13 protein-coding genes are annotated in these 15,400 nt (G+C 51.3%); 4 read left to right on the forward strand and 9 right to left on the reverse strand.

Annotated features, from left to right (window positions below; genetic code table 11):
* Positions 1 to 123: 123 nt before the first annotated feature.
* The 3 genes from sppA to VF399_10425 are packed head-to-tail and all read left to right on the forward strand — an operon-like array spanning position 124 to position 2,179.
* A complete protein-coding gene (sppA, locus tag VF399_10415) occupies positions 124 to 963 on the forward strand; it encodes a signal peptide peptidase SppA (GenBank protein ID HEX7320752.1) in 840 nt (279 codons plus the stop codon).
* Between the two features lie 36 nt (positions 964 to 999).
* Positions 1,000 to 1,335, forward strand: a complete 336-nt coding sequence (locus tag VF399_10420; protein ID HEX7320753.1) for a hypothetical protein — start codon at positions 1,000 to 1,002, stop codon at positions 1,333 to 1,335.
* A complete protein-coding gene (locus VF399_10425; GenBank protein HEX7320754.1) occupies positions 1,322 to 2,179 on the forward strand; it encodes a beta-N-acetylglucosaminidase domain-containing protein in 858 nt (285 codons plus the stop codon). The genes VF399_10420 and VF399_10425 overlap by 14 nt, the downstream gene beginning before the upstream one ends.
* 228 nt (positions 2,180 to 2,407) lie before the next feature.
* Here VF399_10425 and VF399_10430 read toward each other — a convergent pair whose 3' ends face one another.
* Positions 2,408 to 5,080 carry a T9SS type A sorting domain-containing protein gene (locus VF399_10430; GenBank protein HEX7320755.1) on the reverse strand — a complete coding sequence of 891 codons (2,673 nt, stop codon included), beginning with the start codon at positions 5,078 to 5,080 and terminating at the stop codon, positions 2,408 to 2,410.
* Positions 5,081 to 5,309: 229 nt separating this feature from the next.
* On the opposite strand from VF399_10430, the gene VF399_10435 reads away from it, so the two are divergent.
* Complete coding sequence (locus tag VF399_10435; protein ID HEX7320756.1) at positions 5,310 to 5,870, forward strand: hypothetical protein; 561 nt, start codon at positions 5,310 to 5,312, stop codon at positions 5,868 to 5,870.
* A gap of 557 nt (positions 5,871 to 6,427) precedes the next feature.
* Here the strand turns inward: VF399_10435 and VF399_10440 are convergent.
* The 8 genes from VF399_10440 to VF399_10475 all read right to left on the reverse strand — a co-directional run bounded on the left by VF399_10440 (position 6,428) and on the right by VF399_10475 (position 15,352).
* Positions 6,428 to 6,943 carry an HD domain-containing protein gene (locus VF399_10440; GenBank protein ID HEX7320757.1) on the reverse strand — a complete coding sequence of 172 codons (516 nt, stop codon included), beginning with the start codon at positions 6,941 to 6,943 and terminating at the stop codon, positions 6,428 to 6,430.
* Positions 6,944 to 6,956: 13 nt separating this feature from the next.
* Positions 6,957 to 7,535, reverse strand: a complete 579-nt coding sequence (locus tag VF399_10445) for a 3-isopropylmalate dehydratase small subunit (protein HEX7320758.1) — start codon at positions 7,533 to 7,535, stop codon at positions 6,957 to 6,959.
* Positions 7,532 to 8,779 (reverse strand): 3-isopropylmalate dehydratase large subunit, encoded by a 1,248-nt coding sequence (locus tag VF399_10450; GenBank protein HEX7320759.1) that lies wholly within the window; start codon positions 8,777 to 8,779, stop codon positions 7,532 to 7,534. Before VF399_10450 ends, VF399_10445 begins: the two co-directional genes overlap by 4 nt.
* Positions 8,780 to 8,973: 194 nt before the next feature.
* Positions 8,974 to 10,065, reverse strand: a complete 1,092-nt coding sequence (locus VF399_10455; GenBank protein HEX7320760.1) for an isocitrate/isopropylmalate dehydrogenase family protein — start codon at positions 10,063 to 10,065, stop codon at positions 8,974 to 8,976.
* A gap of 67 nt (positions 10,066 to 10,132) precedes the next feature.
* Entirely contained in the window at positions 10,133 to 11,257 is a 1,125-nt protein-coding gene (locus tag VF399_10460) for an N-acetyltransferase (protein ID HEX7320761.1), read from the reverse strand.
* Between the two features lie 6 nt (positions 11,258 to 11,263).
* A complete protein-coding gene (locus VF399_10465; GenBank protein ID HEX7320762.1) occupies positions 11,264 to 12,451 on the reverse strand; it encodes an aminotransferase class I/II-fold pyridoxal phosphate-dependent enzyme in 1,188 nt (395 codons plus the stop codon).
* Positions 12,452 to 12,617: 166 nt separating this feature from the next.
* Positions 12,618 to 13,883: an adenylosuccinate lyase gene (purB, locus tag VF399_10470; protein ID HEX7320763.1), complete on the reverse strand. Its 1,266-nt coding sequence runs from the start codon at positions 13,881 to 13,883 to the stop codon at positions 12,618 to 12,620.
* Between the two features lie 29 nt (positions 13,884 to 13,912).
* A complete protein-coding gene (locus VF399_10475) occupies positions 13,913 to 15,352 on the reverse strand; it encodes a trypsin-like peptidase domain-containing protein (GenBank protein ID HEX7320764.1) in 1,440 nt (479 codons plus the stop codon).
* Between the last annotated feature and the right edge of the window lie 48 nt (positions 15,353 to 15,400).

Consider the following 15,400-nt stretch of genomic DNA (forward strand, 5'->3'; position numbering starts at 1 on the left):
TTTGTTATCGCTTCGCGATCATGAGATCAATGAAGCCCCTGACGGGACATCCAGCTATCCCCCCCACCCTAACCCTCCCCCTCGAGGGGGGAGGAATAAGGAGAGGGTGAAATCAGGAAATTAATGAAGATAAAACCCATCTATGTCGTATTCATAGTTATCGGCGCGATCGCCATTATTGGCATCAGCTTGGTCATCGCGCTCAGCATAAAAAGCTCGCCTTACAGCTATGGGAGCATCGGCGTTATCGAGATCAATGATGTCATCGTATCGTCAAAGACCGTGGTCAAGGATCTGAAGAATTTTTGTGACGACCGGTCCATCGCCGCGATCCTGGTGCGGGTCGATTCACCGGGCGGCGGTGTCGCTGCGTCCCAGGAGATCTACGAGCAGTTGAAGAAAACACGCGAGCAAAAAAAGATCGTGGTTTCCATGGGCGCACTGGCGGCTTCGGGCGGATACTATGTCTCGCTCCCGGCCGATGTGATCGTCGCCAACCCCGGCACGATCACCGGTTCAATCGGCGTCATTATGGAGTTCATGGTGATCAGTGATCTGCTGAAAAAGATCGGCGTCGATTTCGAAGTGGTAAAATCGCGCGAGTTCAAGGATACTGGTTCGCCCTACCGCAAAATGAGCGATAGGGAAAAAGGACTGCTCAAGGATATGGTTCTTGACGTTTATGACCAGTTTGTGACCGCAACCTGCGAAAGCCGCGAACTGGACCGGGATACCGTCCTCAAGTATGCCGATGGCAGGGTCATGACCGGTCGTCAAGCGAAAACGATAGGGTTCGTGGATACCCTGGGCACCTTTGAGGACGCGGTCAAGATCTGCGGCGACCTGATCGGCATTGAAAAACCGGTGCTTGTATACCCTCCCCGCCGCCTGAGCATCATCGAATATTTTACCGAACCTATCGAGGAAATGTTCAAACCGAAACTGCAGTATCTTTGGAAATAAAAGGCGGAATTTAGAAATTAGTATGTAGCATGTAACATGATGATCTTAGTGGCGCTAATAATGAAAAATCGACCCAAATTACTCATTTTATTCCTTTCTGTCCTCGCCTTAACGATCTGCAGCCAAAATTATAACCCTAAACTGCCCGCTTATTTGAAGGCGGAAAAAGAATTAAGGTCGAGGGTCACGCCGGAACAGGGTCTCAAGGACTCCATTGATATGCTTGCGGCTAAATTTAATATCAACCCGGAGCGAGAGGTCGTCCGCTTTAAAAGCAGTCCGCAGTCGTGGGTGCGGCTTCTCAACGATATTCAAGGGCGCAAGACAAACAACAAGACTGATACGACGAAGACAAAAAATGAAAAAAAATAAGCATTTCGGTGTGATCGAAGGTTTTTACCGTAAACCTTACTCTTTCACCCAACGGCGTGACCTTCTCAAGTTCCTGGCAGATATTGGTCTGAACACTTATGTATATGCGCCAAAGGCTGATATTTTTCACCGTCGGCATTATGAACGGTCATATCCGGCGATAATGCTTAAAGAATTCGGTGAATTATGCGAAATTGCGGGAAAAAACGGCATTATGTTCAATTATGCTTTATCACCGGGCAAAAGTCCCAATATCAAGATCATAGCAAAAAAAATGATGTCTCTTTATGATTCCGGCATCCATCATTTTAGTATATTATTCGATGATATCAATGTTCCAATGGATGAACGAACCGCCAGAAAACAAGCCGATACGGCAAACCGTTTGTTTGAAACATTGAAGAATAAAGATCCTAAAACTGCTCTTTTTTTCTGCCCAACACAATACCGGGGTTTTAAGCAAACCGGTTATATAAGCACGATCGGCGCCAGTCTGAACAAAAACATCAAAATTTTCTGGACTGGTCCCCGGATCATATCGCTGCGCATAACCGTCAAACAAATCGAAAAGATCACCAAAATTCTTAAGAGGCCGCCTTTGATCTGGGACAATCTGTTTGCCAACGATTATATTCCTCCCGGGACGATATTGCGGTTTCCCTACAAAGGGAGGAATCCGGGTATCGTTGACGGGGTTGCGGGGATAATGCTTAACCCAATGAATGAATACAAGGAATCAAAGCCGCTTATCTATACCGCGTCAAGGTTTTTCAAAGATCCGTGGCATTACAAACCGCGCGCGGCGTGGAAAGAAGCAAGCCGGATCTACAGTTTACACACATAACGCCAGAAGCGTTCGTTTAAATCCGAAATTCGAAGCACTAAATTCCGCTTCGTGTCGAATACTCAGCATGAGACATAAACAATATCAAAGCACTAATTTTCTAAATCCAAAACTGTTTAGAACATTTGAATTTGGGATTTTGGATTTATCTAGGATTTCGATATTGGGATTTCGTGCTTGATCAATGTTTTTTGCTGCCTACAAACCACGGAATACGGTCCACCGTCTTTATTCGGCCGTAATAATCACGGTTTTTTTCGTAACCGTTGTACCGCCCGCCTTTAGTTCGACAAAGTAAATTCCTGATGATAAATGTCTCTCCGAGCGGTCCGTTAATGGCCAGGTAAACTTACGGGGGCCGGTCTGAACCGTGCTCGGTACGTGAAAATATTTCACCAGTCTGCCAGTTACATCAAAGACCGAAAGCCCGCCCGTAGTGCTTTTGTCCAAATCAACAATGATATTTAACTTATGCTTTACGGGATTTGGATAGACCGCGAGATACGGATTAGCTGGAAGTTCTTGTTTCATCACCGGGTTCTCATCGATGCCGGTCATGCCGAACCAGCGCAGTATCTCGTCGAGAACATCTTTGCGCGATAGATAACCGGCCCAGGGAGCTTTATTTATCGATTCGAAACCAAACGCGAAATAAACCACCTTGTACAGGTACGCCCCGTTGTTGTACCAGATGCCGGCACAACTGGTCAACACGGAATCATAATAAACGAATTCACGCGCGAAACTGTCGGCGGCAATGACATCGCGCGAGTACTGGTTGTTTGCTCCGTTGGAACCCACGGATTGGAACTTACCCAGTCGCGCGCCCAGTGAATCTGAAGGGTTGGGGAAGATCTTGTACGCGAGGATAGAATCGCTGATCAGCCGGGCGTGCAAGTAATCCTGGTAGAACGGCGACGACCCGATCTCTTCGCCGATATTCTGCCCGGTAATGAGCAGTTTGCCGCTGCCGTCGAGAAACAGCATGAGGCTCTCCTGTTCCGCCGGGTTAACGGTACCGCTTTCCGTGCGACCGGTAAACCAGATGATAATATCGTTGGTGAATTCGGGCATGCGGCTAACCGGGAATAGGCCCTGCTGAGAAGGCACCCAGATCTTATATGAAACGCCCAGCGAATCCAGGATGAAAGAGTAGTACGCATTGTAACGCGCCAGATCGTCGCGGTTTATGATCGCCAGATCTGCGGCTGATGTCAAGAACGAAAGGTCAGTAACGGAATCAGGCGTTACGTAAATGCACGGCTCGGCAAGGTCAGGGTACGGGATCCTGGTCTTGACTTCGACCCGGTACAGTGAATCGATAAGGTCGGCAGTGAACGCACCGGTCAATGAATCGACAAGCGCGGTGTCAAAATAACAATGAGTGGTGTCGTCAATGAATTCAAAGTAAACGCGTGCCGCAATACCGCTTCCCTGGACCGAATCGGATACGCTGCCCTGAACTACTCGCACCGGCCTGACAAATAGCGTATTGTCTATGGTATCATTGAACGGCCGCTCATCGCCGGCATAATGGCAGAATGAAACGAAGCCGTAATATCCGGTATCAACCGGGATCCAGGGAAACGCGAACTTAACCGTATCTTCCTGTCCCATTTGCAGGCTGATCACGGTATCGGCCGAAAAGACGCCCGATATGCTGACACCCACCGTATTCAGCGGCATCCATCCGCAATTGACAGCGGTCGTCCACATATAGATCGAATCCCCGGTCAGCAAGAAGTCACGGGGACCGCGACCGCCCGTACCGGTCACACCGGCATCGTAGATCCTGATCGAATCCATTAAACCCTCAAAACCCATGAACACCATGTAGTTTGAGACCCAGGTATGGTCCTGGTTCTGGTTCCATCCCCTGGTCGGCGGCACGCCGCCATCATCGTCATAATCCTGGACGAGCATGCTGTCGGTCAAGGAATGATGGTAAGCAAGGTAGTTCTGGTTATTGCAGATACGACCGGAAAAATTATAGGCATTGGCGTACCAGATATTCCAGGAATTGTTCCAATTCCCGGCGGGCTGAAAATACTTCATTAAAGGAAGATAGGTATTGAGCCATGCGATGCCGGCGCTGGTATCGGCGTCAAAGATGGAACGGCACAAACCCCAGACCGCCGTGCCTCCGGACATCGCCCAGATCTCGTCATTGATATTGACGGCCGGGTCTTGTTCGATCCACAGCCGCACGCGTTCGCCGTACAGAAGAGCCGTGTCCTTGAAGGCCTGATTGTTCAAGTCTTTTCCATATAGGTAGAGCATCCCGGCAGCCAGCGACGTGGTCTTCGGATGAAGCCGCCGGTAGTACTGATCGCCCACGACAAATGAAAGTGGGTGCGCCATCATATAGCTGATGCAGGTATCCGCGTACCATATATAACTCGAGTCGCCGAACACCCACCGGAATTTGCTTTCGGCAAACAGAGCGAGGCCGCAGTTCCACACGCGGTAATACTCGCTTCCCGAATTTTCTTCATTGTAGGCAGGATGATTCATGACGTAGAACCAGGCACGCCGCAGGTTCACGGCATAGGCGGTATCGCCGGTGATTTCGCAATACCGGGACCAGACCCAGATCGCCTGCTGGGTATTGTCGGTCTCTACGACACTCAGTTGGTCTTCGCCTTCGATTATGCCGCCGAATTCAGGATCGATAGAATCGCTCACCTGCATGCGGGCGACGAAAGCCGCCGTCTGGAATAGCTCATGGATATAGCTCCAGCGCTGCCATTCGCCACGGGCAAGCGTGAACTCATGCTGCATGACCGGCGCCGGTCGGGACATTCTTTCCGCTCTTTGAAAATCGTCGTGCTCCCAGAATGGTGTGCCCGACGCAAAAACCACTAATAAGACGAATACGGCAACGATCAATTTAATCTTCATGATTATGAAACGTTATACACGGATAGAGAAGAATGTCAAGTATGAAATAGTTCGTTTTTTTGGCATCGCTGCCCGTATCGTCCATCGTTGATCGTCTGTCGTCACAAGCATTCCATTGCCGAATAGCCACGCCGTATAACGAATGACGTTTGAGCTGAACATGTAATATATCGGCCGCGCTTGACATCAGAAGCGCGGTAAATACAATGTATTCAATAAGGAGGACGGCATGATCTTTGACGATATGGAAGATACCAATAAAGGACCTTTTTGCAAACCATTTGGCCAGTTATATTATGACAACCTTGAAATGATGCCTTCATTCCAGGTTATTCAGGCTTACCTTTCGTGCCTGCTCGATGCGCAGGACAAGATACAAAAGGCGATCGCGATCCTCGAGGGCGCTTTGAAAAAAGGTTCAGACCGGCTCAAGGAAGTCAACGCGCCGGCCGATGTCCAGTTCTTTTTCGGCAAGATCATCGGCCTGCGGGGTCTGATCGAAGAAGAGATCGAAAGGCTGACAAAAAGCCGCCGGCTCATTGACGAACTGATCGCCGGTTATTCGGAAAAAGGCGTGTTCTGCGTAAGTTTGAAAGAATTCATGACCGCTTTCGACGCCGAGTTCAACGTCAAGGTGGAAAAAAAGAATGCCGATACCGATGAACTCTACTACGCGGATATCAAAGCCACTGACCTTGCCGGCAGCACGGGTTTTGATCACCTGAACAAGATCATGACGGGATACCTGCTGAAAAAGCTGATAAATAAAGGAGAAGACACTAAACACTAAACGGTTAAAACATATATCAAGCACGAAATCCTAATATCGAAATCCCGCTTCGTGTCGAATACTCAGCATGAGACATAAACAAATCCTAAATCCTAAATCCTAAATTCAAATATTCTAAACGTTTTGGATTTGGAGAATTCGTGCTTTGCTATTGTTTAGTATTTAGGATTTCGGATTTAGAATTTTATATGTTATCGCTGCGCGATCTCGAAATCAATCCCCTCGATGCACCTGTCGGTGCAAAATCCTCGGGACGCTGAATTTTTCAGCTGAATCAAATAAGATTCAGGGAAAATTCGCGGAAGCCCCTGACGGGACAACCAGCTATCCCCCCCACCCTAACCCTCCCCCTCGAGGGGGGAGGAATAAGGAGAGGGTGAAATCAGGAAATCAATCCCCTCGATGCACCTGTCGGTGCAAAATCCTCGGGACGCTGAATTTTTCAGCTGAATCAAATAAGATTCAGGGAAAATTCGCGGAAGCCCCTGAAGGGACAACCAGCTTTTATTATCGCTGCGCGATCAGGAGATTAATGAAGCCCCTGAAGAGTTACCTGATTATTTCTGTCGTTCAATATCAAAATCGATGAAATCACAATGGTGGATCAGGATCGCTTCGGCGGAACGCGTGACCTTCTCCCCTTCATCCGAATGAGCCGCAGCGATATGCGCAACTGCTAGCGGTAAACCAGCTTCCAGTGCCAGTCCATAACCTGATACCGGATGGCGCACGAGCCTCCCGTACTCGCTTTTACGGTAAGCACGGTTTGAATATTCGTACTCCAGAAGCTTACCGACATCGTGGATCAGGCCGCCCGCGATCACAATGTCAAAATCGAGGTCTTTTCGGACCCCCGCTACCGCCATTGCCATTTTAGTCACTGACCGGGTGTGCTGGATCAATGTTTTTTTCGTGTTAGTAAGCAGCGTGAACGGGACCTTCCTTATATTATTGGCGTTCCACTTACCTTTCTTTGCGGCCAGGATCCAGGCTTCGATGACCCCGGCACGAAGCTTTTTACTTTTTATCAACACGATTTCCGGAAAAATCTTATTGAAAAATTTTTTATTCATGGATTGGTCCTCCTCATTTCCTAACCCCTTGATCCCCTGATCCCCTAATCCCCATATCCCCTTTACTTTTCAGGTATTTCAGCAGACCACCGACACTGATTATTTCCCTTTCCAATTCTGGCATTGGCTCGGTCTTGAGGACCATACCCTGGGTTTCATTTTTTATCTCTCCGCGCGCAATATCGATCTCCAGCATGTCGCCGTCATGGATTTTCCGCGCACCCGCAGATTCCAGCGCAGGCAGCGCAGTGTTAACACAATTGCGGTGAAAGATGCGCGCCAGGGAAACGGCGATCACCACGCTGATACCAGCGCCATGAATCGCGATCGCCGCGTGTTCGCGTGATGAACCGCAGCCAAAATTCCGGCCCGCGACAAGGATATCGCCTGGCTTGACGCTTTTAAGGAACTCAGCCCCGCGCTCCGTGCCTTCCATGGCATGACGCGCCATTTCGCTTTTATCGGTTAACGGAAGGTATTTACCGGGATAGATCTGGTCGGTATCAATATCATCGCCGAACAGCCAGGCCCGACCGCGGATCAACGCGGGCGGCGACGCGGACTGACGCGCACGTTTCATCGGCGGCGTCATTCGATCTCCCTGGGATCGGTGATCTTGCCGGTCAGGGCGGTTGCTGCCGCCACGGTCGGAGAAGCGAGATAGACTTCCGCGCCTTTGCCGAGCTTGCCGATAAAATTCCGGTTTGAGGTCGAGACCATGGTCTCACCGGGCGCAAGGATGCCCGGATGTCCGGTCGTGCACAGTGCACAACTGGGGTTCGTAACGACCGCGCCGCTTTCGAGAAAAATGTCGTACAGACCGGCTTTGAGCGCTTCCCGGGCAACTTCCATGGTTGCGGGCACGATGATCAAACGCATACTCTTTTCCACGCGCTTACCTTCGAGGATCCGCGCAGCCAGCTGAAGATCTTCAAGCCGGCCATTGGTGCATGAACCGATGAAGACCTGGTCGACAGCGGTCCCGGCGACCTCGCCGACGGGTTTGACGTTATCCGGTGAATGTGGGCACGCGACCAGCGGTCCGAGTCCGTCGACGTCGAACTCGACTGTTTTCTCAAATTTTTCGCCTGAGTCCGAGCTGATCGATCCAATCTTGCCAGGCACCCTGTCTTGGATAAATTTAAGGACTGCGGCAGAGGGTTCGATAAAACCTATATCACCCGACATTTCGGTCACCATGCTGCAAAGCGTGATCCGCTGAGCCAGCGACAGTGAATCGACCAGAGGACCGGTGAATTCGAGGGCGCGGTTAAGCGCACCATCGGTGCCCATTTTTTTTATTATTAAAAGTATTACATCCTTAGCGGTGACATATTCACCAAGTTTACCCTTGATCACGATCCTTACCGTTGACGGCACCTTGAACCACAGCCGGCCGCAGTACATGCCGGCGGCAATGTCGGTCGTGCCCATGCCAAAACCTGCCGCGCCAAGCGCGCCGAGCAAGTTCATATGGCTGTCCGTGCCTACTATGATATCGCCGGGTTTGACCAGACCGTTTTCGAATAGGATGTGCTGACCCACGCCGGTATTAATATCAAAGAGCCGGATGCCCTGGGTACTCGCGAAATCACGCAGCCGCCGTTGGTTCTGGGCGACTTTTTCATCGCGTGCCGGGATATGGAGATCGAAGGTGATCGCAACGCGGTCCGGATCGAACACGGGAGAGGAGCCAAAGCTGTTCTGGTATTCTCCAACGACATTGGGTCCGCCAAAATCGCGCATCGCTACGAGATCAAGATCGACCCAGATCAGATCGCCCGGCTTCACGGGTCTACCCGAGGCACGGGAGAATATTTTCTCAATGATGGTCATTTGATGCATAAATCCTAAACACTAAGCTCTAAAACCTAAATAATATCAAAGCACTAATTTTTCCCCCCCCGCCCTTGCCCTCCCCCTCGAGGGGGGAGGATTTAGGTGGGGGTGAACACTTGAATTTTGAATTTTGAATTTGTTTATGTCTCATGCTGAGGATTCGACACGAAGCGGGATTTAGCATTTCGGATTTAGAATTTATCTGTTATCGCTTTCGCCATTTCCAGGGTCGTTGCCTTGCCGCCCATGTCGTAAGTCCGGACATTGCCTTCTTTAATAACCCGCACGATACCGTTCTCAAGGCGGCGCGCCCGCTCATCGTCTCCTAGCCACTCGAGCATCATCCGCGCCGCGAGGATCGTGGCGATCGGATTGACCTTGTACTGACCGGCATATTTGGGTGCGGAACCGTGGGTCGGTTCGAATACCGCATAATCCACGCCGATATTCCCGCTGGCACCGAACCCCAGTCCGCCCACCATCTGCGCACAGAGGTCGGAAATTATATCACCGTAGAGATTGGGTGCCACCAGGGTGTCATAATTAAATGGGTTCTTGAGCAGCCACATCGTAAGCGCGTCGATGTTGGCGTCATCCACATTTATCCCCTTGAATTCTTTCGCAATGTCATAGAATGTTTCCAGAAAAAGACCGTCGGTCATGCGGACCACGTTCGCTTTATGGACGCAGGTGATCTTTTTGCGCTTGTGCCCGGACGCGTATTCGAACGCGGCGCGGATTATCCGCTCGCATCCTTTGCGGGTATTGATCTTCATGGAAATGGCGGCGTCGCGCGGCACCTTTTCCATGCCCTTTATCCGGAACATTTCGTCGGGTACCGGGAAGAATTCCACGCCCGAATACAGGTCCTCGGTGTTTTCCCGGAAAACCATGAGATCGATGCCTTCCCGGTAATTGAGCGGATTCCCGGCATATGCTTTGCACGGCCTTTTGCATATGTAAAGATCGAACACCTGGCGCATCCGCACGATCGGGCTGCGGTACACGAACCCTTTGTTCTGCACCGCCGGCGCCAGCTCCTTGTCCGCCACGCCTCTTGGTTTGGACGTGATCGCTCCGAACATGGCGGAATCGGTCGTTTTCATCATATCGATCGTCCGCTGGGGCAGCGGGTCGCCTTCGCGGCGCCAGAACTCCCAGCCGATATCGCCGGGTATGTATTCAGCGTCGAACTTGAGCGCGTCCAGCACGATCCTGGTCGCTTCCAGCACGTCATTGCCTATGCCGTCGCCCGGCAGCCACGCGATCTTGTATTTTGCCATTATCGGCCTCCGTTGGTTATCAGCAGTCGGTTATTGGTGATTGTCGATCGCCGTCGGCCATAAGCCATTAGCCGCTGACGACTTTGCAGCCGTAAATGCGGTATTTTTTATAGATCTTTCCACCCACCTTAAGGATCGTATTGTTTATCAGGTAATTATCTTCCAGGGTCCAGGATAGTTCGCCACCGGTGATGCCCATGCGCTGACAGTTCCGGATCGTATCCAGCATCATGCACGCTTCGATCCCGAGCTTCTGGTACTGCCGGCGCACGCCCATGATCATCAGGCGAGCCTCCTTTATTTTTTTGCGGTAATAAAGGAATTTCAGCATTTCGACCGGACCGAGCCGGCCATTGAGTTTTTTCAAAATGAAATTGTAATCCGGCACCGTCAGTGAAACCGCGGCCGGCTCGCCGTTTATCTCGGCCAGAATAACGAGCTCGGGCACAATAAGGTCCTTGAGGTTTTTTGCCAAAAGGTTGAACTCAGCGTCAGTCATCGGCACGAAACCCCAGTTGCGGCTCCACGCGTCATTGTATATTACCTTGATCCTTTTCACTTCATTGGAAAAATCCGCCATGCTGACCGGCCGGACCTTCAGGTCCTGCACGCGTTTGCGTACGATCGAACACATCCGTTCCAGGTACTCAAGAGGCCGCCCCTGGGCTTCGATATAAAAAGCGTAGTAGTCCTTTGCCTTTGTCAGGCCGGCGGCCTGGGCAAGCTTATGGTAGTACTCAGGCGTATAGGTCATCATGATCATCGGCGGTGAAAAATATCCGTCCAGCAAGAACCCTATCTCCTCGTTGGTCGAGGGGTTCAAGGGGCCGATGAATCTATCCATGCCCTTTTCATAATGGTAACGCTTTGTTTCCTCGAAAAGGGCGCGGGCTGCGTCCTCATCATTGTCACATTCGAAAAAGCCGAAATACCCGGTCTTTTCCTTCCAGAAATCAATAAAGTTGTGATCGATAATCGCGCATATCCTGCCGGCGAGGTTCTTGCCGCGGTATGCCAGGAACATCTCGCGCTCCGAGTGTTCCCAGAAAGGATTGTGTTTTTTGTCCAGCAGATTCTTGACTTCGCGTTTGAGCGGCGGCACCCAATAACGGTTATTTTTGTATAATGAATAAGGAAGATCTATGAAATCGTTCAGTTGTTGGTCGGTAGTTACCGGTACGACCTTTATCATGTTCTGTCAGGATATCATACCGAACGAACGGCCGCAATCTTTGAATCTTTCAAGTACGATCTTGATATCCTCGTCCGTGTGCGTCGTCATGTAACTCGTCCGGATCAAAGCACGGCCGGGCGGCGTCGCCGGAGACCTCACGGGGTTAACAAAGATCCCGTTCTCAAAAAGTGCCTTCCAGAACGCAAAGCACTTGTCATCATCACCGATGATCACCGGGATCACGGGCGTTGCACTGTTACCCGTGTCAAATCCCATTTTTTTAAAACCTTCTCGCACGCGCTCCGTGATCTCCCAGAGCCGCTTGCGTCTTTCCGGTTCGTTCTTTATAATGTTCAGCGCGGTCTGCGCGCAGATAACCGACGCGGGCGTCATGCTGGCCGAGAAAATGTTCGACCGAGCGGTGTGACGAATATGGGTTATCGCGTCTTTTTCCGCGGCTACAAAACCGCCCAGGGACGCAAAGGATTTGCTGAACGTACCCATGATCAGATCGACGTCATCCAGGACCCCGAAATACTCGCTGGCGCCTCTCCCGTGTTTGCCCATCACGCCTATGCCGTGCGCCTCGTCGACCATGAGACGGCAATGGTATTTCTTTTTGAGCCGCACGATGTCTGACAGCGGCGCCAGATCGCCCTCCATGCTGAAGACGCCGTCCACGACAATGAATTTTCCCTTGTTCGCGGGGAGCCCCTTGAGCAGCCTTTCCAGGTCATCGACATCATTGTGGCGGTACTTTTTCACCTCGGCGAACGACAAACGGCAGCCGTCGATGATGGAAGCATGGTCCTGGCGGTCAATGATAATGATGTCATCCTTGCCCGCGATCGCGGAAATGATCCCCAAATTTGTCTGGAAACCGGTGGAAAAGGTTATGGCGCCGTCCTTGTCGAAGAAACGGGCCAGGCTATCCTCGAGACGCACGTGGATGTCGAGCGTGCCGTTCAAAAAGCGCGATCCCGAACAAGTCACGCCGTATTTTTTTATGGCGTGGATGGCGGCATCCTTCAAACGCGGATCGTTCGCCAATCCCAGGTAACCGTTGGAACCGATCATGATGAATTCCCGGTTACCGATCTTAACATGGTGATCCTGGGCCGATTCGATAGGCGTGAAATACGGGTAGATCTGAAGCTCGTGTGCGCGGTTGACCGCGTCAACCGTCGCTTTGCATTTTTTATAAAGGTCCATAACTCAGTATAGCGAATTTTTCGTTTTAGTCAATCCTTTAAAAGCATTTATCATGGCGCGGTAAGGCCGTTAGCTTGGTTTGGGGATAATTGGCAATTGGTGAATGGTTAAATATTCAACCATATGACCTTTTAACATTTTAACCATTTAACCAATATTTATGCTTTCACGTGATATTCCGCAAAAACCAGTTCAAATCGAAAACGCGTTTCAGGTCGGCGGGTTTCAGCAAAACCCCGACCCTGCGGTCAGCGGCCGCAACCTCGGCCAGGCTTTTTTGTGCTTCGATCGCTTTAAATGACAAGGCCTGAACGAGATCGTATGAATCCCTGCGGCTCATCCCCTTTTCGATAAGACGGTTCATTAGCTGCTGCGAGGCGTATACACTGCGGCTGTTAGCTATGTTAGTTGCCATGGCTTCAGGGAATACGTTCAAATTTTTAAGCACCCAGCATGCCTTGATCGTGATATAGTGGACAAGATAAAAGGTATCGCCGATGACGATCCGCTCGACCGAGGAATTCGTGAGATCACGCTCATGCCACATGTTAATGTTCTCATAAACGGGAACCAGATAACCCCGGATAACTTTAACCAGACCGCAGATACGTTCGCAGGTGATGGGATTCTGCTTGTGAGGCATTGCCGAACTGCCTTTTTGACCTTTGGCGAAAGGCTCGGATACCTCGCCGATCTCGGAACGCGACAGATTCCTGATCTCGGTCGCGATCCTTTCGATGCCGCACGCATACAAAGCCAGGACCGAGATGAAATAAGCAAGGCGGTCACGGGGGATCACCTGCGTGGATACGGGTTCGGCTTTGAGACCGAGTTCGGTCATGACCAGTTTTTCCACGCGAGGCGAAAGGATCGTGTAACTGCCGACCGCGCCCGACAGTTTGCCGTATGCGATTTCCCCGCGCGCGCGCACGATGCGCGAACGGGCACGGAGCATTTCCTGCCGCCAGGAAGCAACCTTGTAACCGAAGGTTATTGGCTGGGCGAATATGCCATGGGTCCTGCCCATCTGGGGCGTGCGCCGGTATTTTTTTTCAAGCACGCCGAGAATATCCAGCAGCGGTTCCATTTCCCCGACGATCACGTCGGTCGCTTCCAGGATCAGGAGTGCGAGCGCGGTATCGACCAGGTCGTAGGAGGTCATGCCGAAGTGAAGCCATTTTGCCTCTTTGCCCAGTTTTTCACGCGCCGCCTCCAGGAACGCGATCACGTCGTGGTTGGTCACGCGTTCGATCTCGTTGATCCTTTTTTCAGTGACCGTCACGGCAGCCAGCCGGCGGCCAAGACCGCGCGGAATCAGTCCCATCCTTTCCTGAACCCCTGCGACCGTCGCTTCTACCTTCAGCCAGGTCTTGAATTTATGATCTTCGCTGAAAACCTTAGCCATTTCTTTGGTCTTGTACCTTGCGATCATTCGTCACCTCCCGTTGCCATGGACCGTTTTCATGCGCCCACGTAAACCTGAACAATAAGACCGCCGCGATCGACGATGAAATAAGTCGCCGGCATGGTTTTCATCGCTTCCTTGAAATCTTCACGCTTATTTATCCGCCTGCCGCCGACTTTAAGGATCACGTCGCCGGGCATTAGCCCGAGTTTCTCACCCAGTGTTCCCTTGTCGACCCGCACAACCACAATCCCGCTGGGGTAACCGAGTCCAAAACGGCGCGCGAGATCGGCCGTTATATTTTCCACGTGGATACCCTGATAGGCACTTCCTGCTTCTTCGTCCCGATACTCCTTGACCTGGATCGCAACGTCAAGGGAATCATCGGTTCTCAGGATCGCGATATCAAGAGTATCGCCGACGAAAACATCGGCGATCATCCGCTGCCAGTCGTGCATCGTGCTTACGCCTGTGCGATTGACGGCGATTATCCGGTCGCCCTCGTGAATGCCGGCCTGGTCTGCCGGGCTGTTCGCTTCGACCGTGCTGATCAGCAAACCCCGGTTATCCTTGATCGGCATGGCGGTCGCGAGGTTATCATCAATATTCTGGACGTAGAGGCCGATCCACGGGGTCCGCACCATGCCGTATTTCTTGGCTTCTTCGATGAATTTCTTAACGACCGCTACCGGCCGCGCGAAACCGATACCCTCGGAACCGCCGCCCGAAGTGAAAATGAATGTATTGATACCCACGATGCGGCCTACGATATTGATCAATGGACCGCCCGAGTTACCGGGATTGATGGCGGCATCGGTCTGGATCATATTTTTATAAACCCGCTCCTCGTATGTTGATTTTATGGAACGACCCAGGGCAGAAACGACGCCAACGGTCACGGACGGTCTCGTGTCCTCCAGCATGAAACCGAAAGGATTGCCCAGGGCGATCACCCATTCACCGATCATCAGATCGTCACTCTCCCCTAATTCCGCATACGGCAGGTCTCCGGCTTCGATCTTGAGCAGTGACAGGTCGTTGGTCCGGTCGCCGGCGATGATACGAGCATCGTACTGCTGACCCGAAGGCATGGTCACGCGGATCTTGGTCGCATTGGCGACCACGTGTTCATTGGTCAGAACATAACCGTCTGATGAAATCAATACGCCCGATCCCAGACTTTTGACTTCCTGTTGATATTTTTGTTCCGGGAAGAAATCACGGAAAAAATCCCTGAAAAATTCATCATTAAAAGGAGAAATCGAAACGACCCTGGTCTGGGTGACCGTGATCGACACCACGGCGGGGCCGACGCGGTTGGCAGCAAGAACGATGGCATTAAGGCGCTGCTTGGAAATTTCATCGTTGAGTTCCACGAGTTTGAGATTATCGGGAAAGAAGCCGGCCGTCCGGTTACGGATGGCATTGATGGCGAAAAAAACAACGACGCATAACAGCACACCAATGCACGCCATGATCAGATCGCGCAACTTCATTGAACTCCCGATCGCAAAGCGATATTAAATGCTGGTTGTCCCGTTCCT

It is taken from the genome of bacterium, assembly GCA_036382775.1.
GTDB lineage: Bacteria > Hydrothermota > Tepidihabitantia > SM23-42 > JAOAFX01 > DASVHD01.